General features: G+C 68.0%; 13 protein-coding genes. 10 read left to right on the top strand and 3 right to left on the bottom strand.

All coding sequences use genetic code 11. From position 1 onward, the window contains the following. The first annotated feature begins 74 nt into the window (after positions 1–74). From Q0833_RS05385 to tig, 4 genes are all read left to right on the top strand, one after another. Positions 75–470, top strand: coding sequence for a helix-turn-helix domain-containing protein (locus Q0833_RS05385; RefSeq protein WP_298431016.1), 396 nt, complete (start codon positions 75–77; stop codon positions 468–470). Beyond that, positions 467–733: a succinate dehydrogenase assembly factor 2 gene (locus Q0833_RS05390; protein WP_298431018.1), complete on the top strand. Its 267-nt coding sequence runs from the start codon at positions 467–469 to the stop codon at positions 731–733. The genes Q0833_RS05385 and Q0833_RS05390 overlap by 4 nt, the downstream gene beginning before the upstream one ends. A gap of 80 nt (positions 734–813) precedes the next feature. Further along, positions 814–1,311, top strand: a complete 498-nt coding sequence (locus Q0833_RS05395) for a winged helix DNA-binding protein (RefSeq protein WP_298431020.1) — start codon at positions 814–816, stop codon at positions 1,309–1,311. Positions 1,312–1,707: 396 nt separating this feature from the next. Next, positions 1,708–3,033, top strand: a complete 1,326-nt coding sequence (gene tig / locus Q0833_RS05400; RefSeq protein ID WP_298431022.1) for a trigger factor — start codon at positions 1,708–1,710, stop codon at positions 3,031–3,033. Between the two features lie 257 nt (positions 3,034–3,290). Here tig and Q0833_RS05405 read toward each other — a convergent pair whose 3' ends face one another. Beyond that, a complete protein-coding gene (locus tag Q0833_RS05405; RefSeq protein ID WP_298431025.1) occupies positions 3,291–4,487 on the bottom strand; it encodes a PQQ-dependent sugar dehydrogenase in 1,197 nt (398 codons plus the stop codon). 64 nt (positions 4,488–4,551) lie between these two features. After that, positions 4,552–5,220: a GntR family transcriptional regulator gene (locus Q0833_RS05410; protein ID WP_298431027.1), complete on the bottom strand. Its 669-nt coding sequence runs from the start codon at positions 5,218–5,220 to the stop codon at positions 4,552–4,554. 140 nt (positions 5,221–5,360) lie between these two features. Here Q0833_RS05410 and dctP point away from each other — a divergent pair, with 140 nt between their 5' ends. From dctP to Q0833_RS05435, 5 genes are all read left to right on the top strand, one after another. Then, positions 5,361–6,338: a TRAP transporter substrate-binding protein DctP gene (gene dctP / locus Q0833_RS05415; RefSeq protein ID WP_298431029.1), complete on the top strand. Its 978-nt coding sequence runs from the start codon at positions 5,361–5,363 to the stop codon at positions 6,336–6,338. A gap of 86 nt (positions 6,339–6,424) precedes the next feature. Beyond that, positions 6,425–6,970 carry a TRAP transporter small permease gene (locus tag Q0833_RS05420; RefSeq protein ID WP_298431031.1) on the top strand — a complete coding sequence of 182 codons (546 nt, stop codon included), beginning with the start codon at positions 6,425–6,427 and terminating at the stop codon, positions 6,968–6,970. Positions 6,971–6,974: 4 nt separating this feature from the next. Beyond that, positions 6,975–8,282 (top strand): TRAP transporter large permease, encoded by a 1,308-nt coding sequence (locus tag Q0833_RS05425; protein ID WP_298431033.1) that lies wholly within the window; start codon positions 6,975–6,977, stop codon positions 8,280–8,282. Continuing rightward, positions 8,282–9,517, top strand: coding sequence for a malonyl-CoA decarboxylase (locus Q0833_RS05430; protein WP_298434989.1), 1,236 nt, complete (start codon positions 8,282–8,284; stop codon positions 9,515–9,517). Before Q0833_RS05425 ends, Q0833_RS05430 begins: the two co-directional genes overlap by 1 nt. Positions 9,518–9,529: 12 nt before the next feature. Further along, positions 9,530–11,032, top strand: a complete 1,503-nt coding sequence (locus Q0833_RS05435) for a malonyl-CoA synthase (protein WP_298431035.1) — start codon at positions 9,530–9,532, stop codon at positions 11,030–11,032. Between the two features lie 104 nt (positions 11,033–11,136). Here Q0833_RS05435 and Q0833_RS05440 read toward each other — a convergent pair whose 3' ends face one another. Then, positions 11,137–13,098, bottom strand: coding sequence for a bifunctional 2',3'-cyclic-nucleotide 2'-phosphodiesterase/3'-nucleotidase (locus Q0833_RS05440; protein ID WP_298431037.1), 1,962 nt, complete (start codon positions 13,096–13,098; stop codon positions 11,137–11,139). A 476-nt stretch (positions 13,099–13,574) separates the two neighbouring features. Between Q0833_RS05440 and Q0833_RS05445 the strand changes: the two genes are divergently transcribed. Beyond that, on the top strand, positions 13,575–14,552 hold the full coding sequence (locus tag Q0833_RS05445) for a Hint domain-containing protein (RefSeq protein WP_298431039.1): 978 nt from the start codon (positions 13,575–13,577) through the stop codon (positions 14,550–14,552). The last annotated feature ends 65 nt before the right edge of the window (positions 14,553–14,617 follow it).

Genomic DNA, 14,617 nt, shown 5'->3' on the forward strand with positions numbered 1-14,617 from the left:
GGGTCGTCTCCGGTTGGCAGCGGGCTCGTGCCCGTCCTAAGTTGCGCGGGACCCGCGATCAAGGAGCCGAGCGCATGAGCGACACCGACACCGCCGAGGGCGACTGGTACGACCCCGACGAGACCACCTTCGGCGACCGGCTGTCCGGAGCGCGATCGGCATCGGGCTACACGCAGGCGCAGCTGGCCGAGAATATCGGCGTGAAGCTCAAGACGATCCGCGCCTGGGAGGAGGACCGTGCCGAGCCGCGCGCCAACCGCGTGTCGATCCTCGCGGGGGTGCTAAACGTGTCGCTGGTCTGGCTTCTGACCGGCGAGGGGGACGGGCCCGCCGATGACGACGCGATGCCGGTGCGCGACGCCCGCCTCGTGCGCGAGGTCCAGATCCTGCAACGCGACGCGCTTCGGATCGCGCGGCGGCTCGACATGCTGGAACGGCGGCTGCGCGAGCGGCTGGATACCCCGTCGTGACCACGCCGGCCGAGGCCCGCATCAAGCGGATGCGCATCCGCGCCTGGCGTCGCGGGATCAAGGAAATGGACATGATCTTGGGCGGTTACGCCGATGCGGAGCTGGGCAATTTGGACGCCGAGGGGCTCGATCTCTTCGAAGCGGTGCTGGGCGAGAACGACCACGACCTGTTCGCCTGGGTCACGGGGCAGGACGAGGCGCCCGCCCGCTTCGCGCCGTTGATGACCGAACTGGCCGCGCGGGTGCCCGGCGGCGCGCGGTGAGAAATCGAATGGCAGTTTAACGGAATATTCGGAAATTTCGGCCAGAGAGGGGGCGAACGACCAAGCCGGGATGACCTGCCATGAGCCGACTCGAGAAGTTCCAGCCGCGCCACACGCCGGATTTCATGTCCGGCTATCTCGATGCCCTGACCCTGGTGGAGCGGCTGCATCGCCTGCTTCTCGATGTCATCAAGGACGAGTTCGAACGCCTCAACATTCTCGAGATCAATGCGGTGCAGGGGCTTTTGCTGTTCAACATCGGCGACAATGAGGTCACGGCGGGCGAGCTGAAGACGCGCGGCTACTATCAGGGCTCGAATGTCAGCTACAATCTCAAGAAGCTGGTCGAGATGGGCTACATGCACCACCAGCGCTGCGAGATCGACCGGCGCGCCGTCCGCGTCCGGCTGACCGCCCGCGGCCGAGAGGTGCGGGACGCGGTGGCCGCGCTCTTCTCGCGCCATGCCGACGGCATTCGCCACACCGGTGTCCTGTCGGATGCGGGCCTGATCGAGATCGTGGGGACGCTGAGGCGCGTCGAGCGCTACTGGGGGGAACAAATCCGCTATATCTACTAGCGCGCCGTTTGCGGCGCGGCGCGGCGCAGTTGGCGGGCACCGGAGCGGGGGCGTGCGAGGGCGGTTGGCCGTGCTCGGTGCGATCCCGACCTTGGGCGTATCCATCCAAACGCACCATGGGTTGATCCGCCTCGCCACCGCGTCATTCGCATCGCGGGACGCCACCCGGTAGCGAGCCGAGGCGACCGCGCGCACCTCGCGCCTGGCCCCGCCGCATCGGGCCGACCGTCGCCGTGCCGGTGCCGTCGCCGCACCCCGTCGGGCCTCGGGAATCCGCTTGCTTCCCCCCACCCGCCTCCATAGACAGGCGCCGATTTGCACCCGCCGCTTCCCGGCGGGGTTTTCGCTTATGGGGGGCCGCGAGCGGCCCGGTATCAAACGACAAGGACGAGACACATGCAGGTGACCGAGACCCTGAACGACGGCCTCAAGCGCGGCTACACCATCACGGTCCCCGCCGCCGATCTCGACGCCAAGGTCAACGAGAAACTGACCGAGGCGCAGCCCACGATCGAGATGAAGGGCTTCCGCAAGGGCAAGGTCCCGATGGCCCTCCTGCGCAAACAGTTCGGCGAGCGCCTGATGGGCGAGGCCATGCAGGAGACCGTCGACGGCGCGATGGCCGGTCATTTCGAGACGTCGGGCGACCGCCCCGCCATGCAGCCCAGCGTTGTGATGACCAACGAAGACTGGAAGCCGGGCGACGATGTCGAGATCACCATGACCTACGAGGCGCTGCCCGAGGTGCCGGATGTCGACTTCTCGGGCGTGAAGATCGACCGCCTGGTGGTCGAGCCCGCCGATGCCGATATCGACGAGGCGCTGGAAAGCCTGGCCAAGACCGCCAAGACCTTCGTCACCAAGAAGGGCAAGGCCGCCAAGGGCGACCAGGTCGTGATGGATTTCGTCGGCAAGGTCGATGGCGAGGCCTTCGAGGGCGGCTCGGCCGAGGATTTCGCGCTAGAGCTCGGCTCGGGCCAGTTCATCCCCGGCTTCGAGGAGAAGCTGATCGGCGTGAAGGCCGGTGAGGAGGCCGCCGTCGAGGTGACCTTCCCCGAGGAATACCAGGCCGAGCATCTGGCCGGTAAGGCCGCCGTGTTCGACTGCACGATCAAGGAAGTGAAGAAGCCCGGCGAGGCGAAGATCGATGACGAGATGGCCAAGACCTTCGGCGCCGAAAGCCTCGACGCCCTGAAGGGTCAGATCTCCGAGCGTCTGGGTGCCGAGTACCAGGGTGCCGCGCGTCAGGTCGTGAAGCGCCAGCTTCTCGACCAGCTCGACGGTCTGGTGACCTTCGAGCTGCCGCCGAGCCTCGTCGAGGCAGAGGCGGGCCAGATCGCGCACCAGCTCTGGCACGAGGAAAACCCCGAAGTCGAAGGCCACGATCATGAGAAGGTCGAGCCGACCGACGAGCACGTCAAGCTGGCGGAACGCCGCGTCCGCCTTGGTCTTCTGCTGGCCGAGCTGGGTCAGAAGGAAGAGGTTCAGGTCTCCGACGCCGAAATGACGCAGGCCATCATGAACCAGGCGCGCCAGTATCCCGGTCAGGAGCGCGAGTTCTTCCAGTATATTCAGCAGAACGCCCAGGCGCAGCAGCAGGTCCGCGCCCCGCTCTTCGAGGACAAGGTCATCGACCTGATCCTCGAGCGCGCGAAGGTCACCGACAAGACGGTGACCAAGGAAGAGCTGCAGGCCGAGGTCGAGAAGCTCGAAGACGCGTAAGCGCCGCAGATCGCATGACCGGAACGGGGCGCCCATTGCGGCGCCCCGTTCTGCTTCAGGGGGTTATCGGGCGACGTTCATGTCGCGCGCGCGTCGGCGATCCGAGTTCCATCGTGGCGGGCCTCGTCGGTTCGGATCGCTTGTAACGGGAGCCCCGTCAGGTGGCCGGAGGCATCGCGCCGCCCCTCGGGGGCGGCTGTGACGGTCCTTGCGGACCATCACCTTGCCGCCGCGGCTTCGCCTGGACGGCGAAGCCCTTATTCCGGCGTGACGTGGAAGACGCTGCCGTTCTCGAAATCGGTCAGGATGATGAAGCTGCCGTCGGGCTGGACCTCGATATCGCGGACGCGGCCGATGTCGCGCAGGAGGCGTTCCTCCTCGACCACCATCCCGTCGGCGTCGAGAGACAGGCGGACGACGCCGCCGGGCTTCAGCGAAGAGGCGAGGATGTCGCCGTTCCAGTCGGCGAAGGTCTCGCCCGCGTGGAAGGCCATGCCGCCGGGCGCGATGACCGGGTCCCAGAAATAGACCGGCTGCTCCATGCCGTCCTGCACGGCCTCGCCCGATCCGATCGGGCCGCCGCCTGTGAAGCCGTAGCGCTCGCCGTAGGAGATGACCGGCCAGCCGTAGTTCAAACCAGCCTCGGGGCGGTTCAGCTCGTCGCCGCCGGCGGGACCGTGCTCGATGGTCCAGAGCGTACCGCTCGCGTCGACGGCCGCCCCCTGGATGTTGCGGTGGCCCAGCGACCAGATCGTGTCGATCGCGCCGTCCTGGCCGACGAAGGGATTGTCGTCCGGCGTGCTGCCGTCGGCATTGACGCGGATGACCTTGCCGTAGGTCTTGTCGAGATCCTGCGCGAAGGGCCGCTCCTCGTCGGAGAAATGCTCGCCCGTGGTGATGGCCACGGTGCCGTCTTCGAGGAAGACGGCGCGGCTGCCGAAATGCATCGGGTTCTGGCTGGCGGGGGTCTGGACGAAGATATCCTCGACACCCGAGACCGATGCGAGGTCTTCGGCGAGCATCATGCGGGCGGCCGCGGTCGCCGAGCCGCCATCCACGGGCTTGGCGTAGGTGACGTAGATCATCCGGCTGTCCGCGAAATCGGGGGCCAGCATGACGTCCAGAAGACCGCCCTGACGCGCGGCGACGACCTCGGGCGTACCGGAGATCGGATCCGACAGCGTGCCGTTGGTCCCAAGGTGGCGCAGGCGGCCCGGTCGTTCGGTCACGAGCCAGCCACCACCCTCCGGCAGCGTCGCAATGCCCCAGGGATGCACCAGCCCGCCGGCGAGGAGCTCGGTCTTCAGCGAGACGTCGGAGGAGACGAGCTCGGCACGGAACTGCTCGGGGAAGGCGGGCGGGAAATCGGTGTTCCGCTCGCCATAGGTGAACCCCTGCGCAGTGGCAGCGAGGGGCAGGGCGACGAAAGCGATTGTAAGGGCGGTATGGCGCATGGGATGGCTCCGGGTCGGCGTTTGCAGTGCCCGAAGATCTAGGGCGCGGATCCCGGTCGTCACCTCAGCGCGCGCGGCGCAGCGAATTGATCAGATAGCGGAATTTCTCGCCCTGCACGGCGACATGGGCGCGCATCAGGTCGGCGGCGGCCGCGGCGTCGCCGTCGGTCAGGGCGGCGAGGATCGCCTCGTGCTCGCGCATGGCCTGCGCCAGACGGCCCCGGACATGGAGCTGGATGCGACGGAACGGGCGCAGGCGGCGGTTCAGGCGCTCGGTCTCGGCGGCGAGGAAGGTGTTGCCCGATTGCTGCCGGATGAGGTCGTGGAAGGTGGCATTGTGGTCGTAGAACTCGTCGGCGTCGCGGCGGTCGACGGCAGCCCGGCAGGCGTCGTTCGCGGCCCCCAGGTCGGCGATGGCGGCATCGGTGGCGCGCGCGGCGGCAAGGCGGGCGCAGGTCGCCTCGAGCTCGGCCATGACCTCGAACATCTCCATCAACTCGACGGGGCCCGGCTCGCGCACGAAGACGCCGCGGCGCGGCAGTTGCTCGACGAGACCGGATTGGGACAGGCGCTGGAACGCCTCGCGGACCGGGGTGCGCGAGACGCCGAACCGCGCCGCGACCTGCACCTCGTCCAGCCGGTCGCCATCGACGTAGTCACCGTCGAAGATCGCCTGCTCGAGGTCGCGTGTCACGCGATCCGCGCGGGTATGGGTGGGGGTTGCGCCGTCCATCGGGGTATGGTGCCCCGGAATATCCACGTATGCAAGGCGGCGGTATTGTATGCAAGAACGTTGACAACGCATGCGGCCGCCGCCTACCCCTAGGGCAAGCGCGCCCCGGGGAGGGGGCGGCGCAGATCAGGGAGAACAGCATGAAACTCGCACTCACGGCCACCGTGGCCGCCTTCGCGTTGACCGGTGCCGTCACGGCCGCCGAACTGCGCATGTCGCATCAATGGTCGACCGGCGATATCCGCCACCAGGTGGCCGAGATGGTGGCCGAAGGCGTCGCCGCCGCCGATGTCGACCTGGAGATCAAGATCTTCCCGTCCGCCTCGCTCTTCAAGGCGCGCGAGCAGTACCAGCCGCTGAGCCGGGGCCAGCTCGACATGACGGTGCTGCCGCTGAGCTATGCGGGCGGCGTCCAGCCGTCCTACAACCTCACGCTGATGCCCGGCCTCGTGAAGAACCACGACCACGCCGCGCGCCTCAACGAGAGCGCGTTCATGGCCGCGATCGAGGAGAAGATGGCCGAAGACGACGTGATGGCGCTGGTCCACGGCTATCTCGCGGGTGGCTTCGCGGGCAAGGATTCCTGCATCACCTCGCCGGACGACATGGAAGGCAAGCAGACCCGCGCCGCCGGCAAGGCGTTCGAGCAGATGCTGGCAGGGGCGGGCGCTTCGATTGCCTCGATGGCCTCGTCCGAGATCTACAACGCCATGCAGACGGGCGTGCTGGACGCGGCGAATACTTCGTCCTCGTCCTTCGTCAGCTACCGCATCTACGAGCAGGTCGCCTGCTACACGCCTGCGGGCGACTACGCGCTGTGGTTCATGTATCAGCCGCTTCTGATCAACAAATCGACCTTCGAGGGGCTCACCCCCGAGCAGCAGGCGGCGTTGACCGAAGCCTCCGCCGCCGCCGAGGCCTTCTACCTGGAAGAGGCCAAGAAGGAGGACGCCGAATCCCGTCGCGTCTTCGAGGAGGCGGGTGTCGAGATCGCCGACATGACCGCCGAGGAGTTCGAGGCCTGGCGCGCGCTGGCGACCGAGACGTCCTACAAGGCCTTCGTCGAGGAGACGCCCGGCGGGCAGGAGCTGCTTGACCTGGCGCTCAGCGTCGACTGATCCCGGCTCGGGCGGGGCGCCCCGCGCCCCGCCCGACGGCACGCCCGCGCCGCGCGCCCCGTCCACCCGAACCGATCGGAGGCCCCATGGCCGGCCAGACCACAGCACAGGCCGCCCGCGACGGCGGCAACCCGTTCCTGCGCATCGTCGCCTGGATCAGCACGCTCGCCGGTTGGGTTTCGGCGGCGATGATCGTCGCCGCGGTCGCCATCACCTGCCAGATGATCTTCGTGCGCTTCGTCCTGAACGGCTCCACCGTCTGGCAGACCGAGGCGGTCATCTACCTGATGATCGCGGCGACGCTGGTGGGGCTTCCCTACGTTCAACGCCTGCGGGGGCATGTGAATGTCGACCTGATCCCGCTGGCCCTGAAGCCGCCGATGCGGCGGGTGCTGGCCATCGTGACGCTCTCGGTCTCGGCGCTCGTGATCGGCGTGATGCTCTTTTACGCCTACGAATTCTGGCATCTGGCGTGGTCGCGGGGCTGGAAGTCGGACACGGTCTGGGGCGTCCGGCTCTGGATCCCGTACCTGTCGCTGGTCGTGGGCCTGGGGCTCCTTCTGCTCCAGCTTCTGGCCGACCTTCTGGCCGTGATCCTGCGGATCGACGCGCCCTTCGGACTGGAGGACTGACGCCATGGATCCGCTCGTTCTCGGACTGCTCGTCGCCCTCGCCACGATCTTCGTCCTCTTCTCCGGCGTCTCGGTCGCCATCGGCCTGCTGATCGTCTCGGGGGGCTTCCTGATGCTGTTCGACGGCCTCCGCTCGCTGGAGCTGATGCCCGAGATCATGTTCGGCAAGCTCGACAATTTCGCCCTGCTGGCGATCCCGATGTTCATCATCATGGGGTCGTCCATCGCCTCGACCCGCGCGGGCGCCGATCTCTACGAGGCGCTGGAGCGCTGGATGACGCGGGTGCCCGGCGGCCTCGTGATCTCGAACCTCGGGGCCTGTGCGCTCTTCTCGGCGATGTCCGGGTCCAGCCCCGCGACCTGCGCGGCCATCGGCAAGATGGGCATCCCCGAGATGCGCAAGCGGGGCTATCCCGACGGCGTGGCCGCAGGCTCGATCGCGGCGGGCGGCACGCTGGGCATCCTGATCCCGCCCTCGGTGACGATGATTGTCTACGGCATCGCGACCGAGACCTCGATCGGGCGGCTGTTCCTCGCGGGCGTGATCCCCGGCCTTCTGCTCGTCGGTCTCTTCATGGCGTGGTCGCTCTACTCGACCTGGCGGTCGGGAGACGTGAACCTCTTGACCCCGCGCGTCTACACCTGGCGCCAGAAGGTCGAGATCCTGCCCCGCGTCCTGCCATTTCTCGCGATCATCGTGGGCGTGCTTTACGCGATGTATGGCGGCATCGCGACGCCATCCGAGACGGCGGCCGTGGGCGCGCTGCTCTGTCTTCTGATCGCGATGGTGATCTACCGGCTGTGGTCGCCCGCGAAGCTCTGGGACGTGCTGCGCGACTCGACGCGGGAATCGGTGATGATCCTCTTCATCATCGCGGCGGCGGGCGTCTTTTCATACATGCTGTCCTCGCTCTTCATCACGCAGAGCATTGCGGAGTGGATCGGTACGCTCGAGGTGAACCGCTGGGTCCTGATGGGCGCGGTGAACGTGTTCCTGCTGATCGCGGGGTTCTTCCTGCCGCCGGTCGCGGTGATCCTGATGGCGGCGCCGATCCTGCTGCCGATCATCCTGACGGCCGGGTTCGACCCGATCTGGTTCGCGGTGATCCTGACGATCAACATGGAGATCGGCCTGATCTCGCCCCCCGTCGGCCTGAACCTCTACGTCATCAACGGCATCGCGCCCGACATTCCGCTCAAGACGATCCTGATGGGCTCGCTGCCCTTCGTGGCCTGCATGGTGGTCGCCATCATCCTTCTGTGCATCTTTCCCGGCCTCGCGACATGGCTGCCGACGGCGGTGATGGGGTGATGCGGCTGGGCGGCCTTCTGGGACGGGTCCTCGACCGGCCGCTATCGCTGGGACGGACCGCGCCCGACAGCCGTCCGCTGGACGCGCTCTGCCGCGCGCTGCTGGATGAGGCGGGCGAGGCGACGGGCCTGTCGCTCACGCGCACGATCCTCGACCGCTACGACGCGCTGGACGATGCCGGGCGGTTGGAGTTCTTCGGGATGCTGGCGCGGGACATGGATGTCGACGCGGGCGAGGTGCGCGGCACGCTCGACGCCTATGCGGACGCGCCCGGCCGGGCCAGCTACCGCGCCTTCGCCCGCGCCGCCGAGCCCGCCCGGCAGGAGTTCATCCGCCGCCTGAACCGGGCGCCCGGTGCGACGGCGCGGCTGGTGCGGATGCGGGCCGACCTCTTGCGGCTAGGCGATCTGGACGGGGTGCTCGGCGCGCTCGACCTCGATTTCCGGCACCTCTTCGCGTCGTGGTTCAACCGGGGATTCCTGCTGCTGTTGCCCGTCGATTGGCGAAGCCCTGCGCTGATCCTCGAGAAGATCATCGCCTACGAGGCCGTTCACGACATCGACGGTTGGGACGATCTGCGCCGACGCCTTCAGCCGCCCGACCGGCGCTGTTTCGCGTTCTTCCATCCGGCCATGCCCGACGAGCCGCTGATCTTCGTCGAGGTCGCGCTGACGCGGGGCGTGCCCGGCTCGATCCAGACGCTGCTGGCCGATGACCGCGCGCCGATCGAGGCCGAGGACGCGGATACCGCGGTCTTCTACTCGATCTCGAACTGCCAGGCGGGGCTGGCGGGGATCTCGTTCGGCAACTCGCTGATCAAGCAGGTGGTGGCGGACCTCTCGGCCGATCTGGCGGGACTGTCGACCTTCGTGACACTGTCGCCGATCCCCGGCCTGATGAATTGGCTGACCGAGGGCACCCGGAGCGCCGACACCACCGATCCCGAGACGGTGCGGCGGCTGGCGGCGCTCTATCTGCTGGACGCCAAGCGGGGGCAGGGGCCGCGCGACCCGGTGGCGCGCTTCCATCTGGGCAACGGCGCGCAGGTCCACGCGATCCATGCCGGGGCCGACACCTCTCAGAAGGGGATGCGGCAATCCGCGGGCGCGATGGTCAACTACCTTTACGACCCCGCCCGGCTGGCCCAGAACCACGAGGGGCTGGCCAATCGCGGCGCGATCGCCGCCAGCGGGCCCGTGAAGGCGCTGGCCGCCGCCGCCCGCCGCCAGAGCTGACGGAGGCCCGCGATGAACCCGCTCTACGACAGGCTGTTCGGTCGCCACGCGTCCCGAGACGCACCGTTCCTCCACCTGTCCGACGGGCGCGCGATCAGCCATCGCGACTTCGGTCACATGGCGGGACGGATGGCCAACGCCCTGGCGGCGCGCGGGCTGGTGCCCGGCGACCGGGTGGCGGCCCAGATCGACAAGTCGCCCGAGGCGCTGGCGCTCTATGCCGCCTGCGCGCGGGCGGGGCTGGTCTTCCTGCCGCTCAACACGGCCTACACCGCGGACGAGGTGGGATATTTCGTCACCGATTCCGGGGCGCGGCTGTTCGTCTGCGATCCGGGCCGGGCGGGCGAGATGGCCGAAGTGGCCAAGGCCGCGGGCGCAACGTTGGCGACCCTGTCGGGCGACGGGCGCGGCAGCCTGGCCGAGGACGCCGCCTCGGCCCCGTCGGAGTTCGCGACCGTGGCGCGAGGGGGCTCGGACCTGGCGGCGTTTCTCTACACCTCGGGGACGACGGGGCGCTCGAAGGGCGCGATGCTGAGCCAGGACAACCTTCTGTCCAACGCCGAGACGCTGGCCGAGGCGTGGCGATTCACCGAAGGCGATGTTCTTCTGCACGCCCTGCCGATCTTTCACACCCACGGGCTGTTCGTCGCGACCAACGTGACGCTGGTGGCGGGGGGCGCGATGATCTTCCTGCCGAAGTTCGATGCGGGCGAGATGATCGCGCAACTGCCGCGCGCGACGGCGATGATGGGGGTGCCGACGTTCTACACCCGCCTCTTGGCGGAGCCGCGCTTCGACCGCGATCTCGTGGCGCATATGCGGCTCTTCGTGTCCGGCTCGGCCCCCCTCCTGTCCGAGACGCACCGCGCCTTTACCGAACGCACCGGGCATCGCATCCTCGAGCGCTACGGCATGACCGAGACGAACATGAACACCTCGAACCCCTACGAGGGCGAGCGACGCGCGGGGACCGTGGGCCAGCCCCTGCCGGGCGTGGAGCTGCGCATCATGGACGGCGGAGTCGAGGTCGCGCCCGGCGAGACCGGGACCATCGAGGTGCGCGGGCCGAACGTCTTCCAGGGCTACTGGAACATGCCCGAGAAGACCGCCGAGGAGCTGCGCCCCGACGGCTGGTTCATCACCGGCGATCTCGGGACGCGGTCCGAGGACGGCTACGTCACGATCGTCGGGCGCGGGAAGGACCTCATCATCTCGGGCGGGTTCAATATCTATCCCAAGGAGGTCGAACTGTTGCTCGACGACCAGCCGGGCGTTCTCGAAAGCGCGGTCGTGGGCGTGCCGCATCCCGATTTCGGCGAGAGCCCCGTGGCCGTCCTGGTGCCCGCGCCGGGGGCCGCGCCGGATGTCGACGCGATCCGCGCGGCGGTGAAGGACGGGTTGGCGCGGTTCAAGCATCCCGCCCGCTACGAGGTCGTGGACGAGCTGCCGCGCAACACCATGGGCAAGGTGCAAAAGAACGTGCTGCGCGACCGCTATGCCGGTGCGTTCGGCTGAGGCCGGTTTGGGGGGCGCCGCCCCCCGTCCTGCGGACTCCCCCCGAGGTATTTCGGGCCAGAGGAGGGGGCGTTGCGCTGGCTAACGCGTCGTGAATGCCTCGGTCACATCGTCATGCGGAAGCGCAGGAAGCCCTCGTCCGAGGTGCCCGCTTCCTCCAGCGTGACGCCGGGCACGCCGTCGGCATAGGACGCGCCGCCGGGACCGGTCTCGAATATGGCGGTCGTGCCCTCCATCGGGACGAAGCTCCAATTGGCATCCGCCGAGGGGCTGATCGTGCCCTGTTCGACGATGTAGCGAACGATGACGTCGCGGTTGGTGTCCGGCGCCTCGAGCACGATGGTCGAGCCGTCCGCACCGGGGAAGCTGCCGCCGCCGGAGGCGCGGTAATTGTTCGTGGCGATGATGAATTCCTGTTCGGGATCAATGTCCTGCCCGTCGAACTTCAGGTCGGTGATGCGGTTGGCATCGGGCGCCACGACCGCGCCCTCGGGGTCGAAGCGGGCGGGTTGGCTGAGGTCGATGCGGTAGGTGACGCCGTCGATCACGTCGAAGTTGTAGCTGGGGAAGTCGGGGTTCAAGAGGATGGCGTCCTCGGCCCCCGGCTCGACCTGGTTGAACATGCCCGCCGAGCGCTCGAGCCAATCCTTGACCTGCGCGCCGGTGACTTTCACGGCGCGGACGGTGTTGGGGTAGAGATAGAGGTCGGCCACGTTCCGGATGGCCACGTCGCCCGCGGGCACGTCTGTATAGTACTCCGGTCCGCCGCGGCCGCCGGCCTTGAAGGGCGCGGCGGCGGAGAGGACGGGCAGGCCCTCGTTCTCGGTGCCCGCAAGAAGCTGTTCGACATACCATTTCTGCGCGATCGACACGATCTGGACCGACGGATCGTCGGCCACGAGAGCGAAGTAGCTGTGAAGCGGGGCATCGGTCTTGCCGACCGCACGGCGCACGTATTCCAGCGTCGCCTCGTGATCGGCCTCCGTCGCGGCGAGGACGGCGGCGACGCTTTCGACCTGCGGCTGCCAGGAGCGATCCTCCTGCCGGACGGCGATGGGCCGCAGCTCTGAGGTGGAGGAGGCGATCCGCCAGCCCGCGCCGTCCCGTTCGAGCATCAGGTCGATCAGGCCCATATGGCTGCCCCAGAAGCCGGGCATCACGGCGGGCTTGCCGTGGATCGTGCCCGCGGCGGCGTCGACATTCGGGATGTCGGAATAGGCGTCGCCCGGGAACTCGCGGTGGTGGTGGCCGGTCAGGACGACGTCGATGCCGGGCACGGCGGCGAGGGGAACGGAGGCGTTCTCCATCATGTCCTCGCGCTCGGCGGGGCCGATGCCGGAGTGGCTGAGCGCGATGATGATGTCCGCGCCCTCCTCCTTCATCTGGGGGACGTAGGCTTCGGCGGTGGCGACGATGTCGCGGGCGGTGACGTTGCCTTCCATGTGACGGCGGTCCCAGAGCATGACCTGCGGCGGGGTGAACCCGATGATGCCGATGCGGATGGGCGCGGTCTCTCCGGCGCCGTCCGTGATCTCACGGTCGAGGATGACGTAAGGCGGCGCGAAGGTCGTGTCGGCGGTGATCTCGGCGGCTTCTTCCCGGACGATATTGGCGAGGACGACGGGGAAGCCTGCACCCGCCAGCGCCTTCTCGAGGAAATCGATGCCGTAGTTGAACTCGTGGTTGCCGATGGTGGCGGCGTCGAAGCCGACGGCGTTCATCGCGGCGATCACGGGGTGGACGTCGCCGGCCTTGAGACCCCGCTCATAGGCCATGAAGTCGCCCATCGGGTTGCCTTGCAGAAAGTCGCCATTGTCGAGGACGAGCGTGTTGCCCGCCTCGGCGCGCACATCCTCGATCAGGGCGGCGGTCCGGGCGAGGCCGACGGTGTCGATCTCGCGGTCGCCGTAATAGTCGTAGGGCCAGACATGGACATGGAGGTCGGTCGTCTCGGCGATGCGCAGATGGGCCTGTCCCGCCTGGGCGCGGGCGGCAAAGGGGTGAACCATCACGAGGGTCGCGGCCCCGGCGGTGGTGGTCAGGAAATTGCGGCGGCTGAGGGACATGGGACAGGCTCCGATCCGGGGTTGGGTCGCGAGCATGATACGCGCCCTTGTGACGATTGCACGTCGTCCGTCGAGAGCGTGCGGGGCGCGCAGCGGATTGCCGCGAACGGGCGCGGCGACGGATGTCGGGGCGTGGCTATCCGGGGACCGGAGGCGCGCGCGCAGCCTGTGCGATTCGGCATAATTCTCCACTCGATGGGCTGCGGGTTTGCCGGGTAGAGGGTCGGGACGTGGTTCGCCATCTGCCCGATAAACCGGCGATGATTGTTTCCCTGTGGCGACCAATGCTGACGTTTGTGCCGATGTTCCGCTCAAGCCCCCGATCCATCGGTTGAATTCGGCTCAAAATTGCCTAGATTTAGCCATGTCCTCGACACCCTGCCAAACGGGGACGCTTCCTCGTTTCGACAGCTTCTCATCCGGATGAGAGACGACGCATGCCGATTTTCTCAGTTGGATTCATTCCATTTTCGGACATGAACGCGCTGCGGGGCAATCCGCTCAGCACGAGCGCGACGGCCGGTGCGTCGGGCCGGTTCTCGGTCGATGCCGATGCGGAACCGGTTCTCATCCAGATCGACGATGACGACAACGAGTTCGACGATGGCTTCATCGATCCGGGTACGCCGCAGACGCTCGCGGTCCCGGTCACGGTGAACGGGACGACCTTTCCGGCCGGGTCGGTCGTGGAGTTGGAGTTCGCGATCATCGCCGATCCGCGCGGTGGCGGGACGGGGCCGGATCAGGTCTTCTACTACGTCCGCATCGATGGCGTGAACGTCGGGATGACCGGTACGAACCTGCCGCAGCCGGGCATAAGCTACGACATCGATGCGTCGTCGGACGGGCAGGAGGTGGCATATGCCTCGATCCCCTGTTTCGCGAACGGCACGCTGATCGAGACGAAGGCCGGTGCGCGGCCCGTCGAGACGCTGGCGGTCGGGGACATGATCCGGACGATGGACCACGGGTGGCAGCCGATCCGCTGGATCGGATGCCGCCGTCTCGCAGATCGCGACCTGGCGGCGCGGCCGGATCTGAAGCCCGTGCGGATCGCGCCCGGCGTGCTCGGCAACGATCGCGCGCTTCGGGTCTCGCCACAGCACCGAATCTGCGTAAGCGGGTGGCGGTCCGAGCTGTGGTTCGGCGAGCCGACGGTGTTCGTCCCGGCCAAGGCGCTGATGGCGTGCGACGGGGTGCATCGCGACGAGGCGCCCGGTGGCGTGACCTATTATCACCTGCTCTTCGACCGCCACGAGGTGATCTATTCCGAAGGCTGCGCCACCGAGAGCTTCCATCCCGGCGACATCGCCCTCGACGCCGTGGGGCAGGGGCAACGGGCCGAGCTGGAGGCGATCTTCGGGGCCGCGACGCTCGATGCCTTTGCGTCCCGGCGGACGGCCTACCCCACGGTCAGCGTGCGCGAGGCGCGGGCGGTCTATACCGCGCACTGAGCGCCGACCGACGGTGCCGGACAACGAAAAAAGGGCCGCCCCGAGGGGCGGCCCTTTCGACTCAA

The sequence above is a fragment of the uncultured Jannaschia sp. genome, assembly GCF_947503795.1.
GTDB lineage: Bacteria > Pseudomonadota > Alphaproteobacteria > Rhodobacterales > Rhodobacteraceae > Jannaschia.

What these genes read in the sequence shown, in the direction of transcription:
- Q0833_RS05385 (WP_298431016.1), top strand. Translation starts at nt 75, where the DNA reads ATGAGCGACACCGACACCGCCGAGGGCGACTGGTACGACCCCGACGAG.
- Q0833_RS05445 (WP_298431039.1), top strand. Translation starts at nt 13,575, where the DNA reads ATGAACGCGCTGCGGGGCAATCCGCTCAGCACGAGCGCGACGGCCGGT.
- tig (WP_298431022.1), top strand. Translation starts at nt 1,708, where the DNA reads ATGCAGGTGACCGAGACCCTGAACGACGGCCTCAAGCGCGGCTACACC.
- Q0833_RS05435 (WP_298431035.1), top strand. Translation starts at nt 9,530, where the DNA reads ATGAACCCGCTCTACGACAGGCTGTTCGGTCGCCACGCGTCCCGAGAC.
- Q0833_RS05420 (WP_298431031.1), top strand. Translation starts at nt 6,425, where the DNA reads ATGGCCGGCCAGACCACAGCACAGGCCGCCCGCGACGGCGGCAACCCG.
- Q0833_RS05425 (WP_298431033.1), top strand. Translation starts at nt 6,975, where the DNA reads ATGGATCCGCTCGTTCTCGGACTGCTCGTCGCCCTCGCCACGATCTTC.
- Q0833_RS05405 (WP_298431025.1), bottom strand. Translation starts at nt 4,487, where the DNA reads ATGCGCCATACCGCCCTTACAATCGCTTTCGTCGCCCTGCCCCTCGCT.
- Q0833_RS05410 (WP_298431027.1), bottom strand. Translation starts at nt 5,220, where the DNA reads ATGGACGGCGCAACCCCCACCCATACCCGCGCGGATCGCGTGACACGC.
- Q0833_RS05395 (WP_298431020.1), top strand. Translation starts at nt 814, where the DNA reads ATGAGCCGACTCGAGAAGTTCCAGCCGCGCCACACGCCGGATTTCATG.
- Q0833_RS05440 (WP_298431037.1), bottom strand. Translation starts at nt 13,098, where the DNA reads ATGTCCCTCAGCCGCCGCAATTTCCTGACCACCACCGCCGGGGCCGCG.
- Q0833_RS05430 (WP_298434989.1), top strand. Translation starts at nt 8,282, where the DNA reads ATGCGGCTGGGCGGCCTTCTGGGACGGGTCCTCGACCGGCCGCTATCG.
- dctP (WP_298431029.1), top strand. Translation starts at nt 5,361, where the DNA reads ATGAAACTCGCACTCACGGCCACCGTGGCCGCCTTCGCGTTGACCGGT.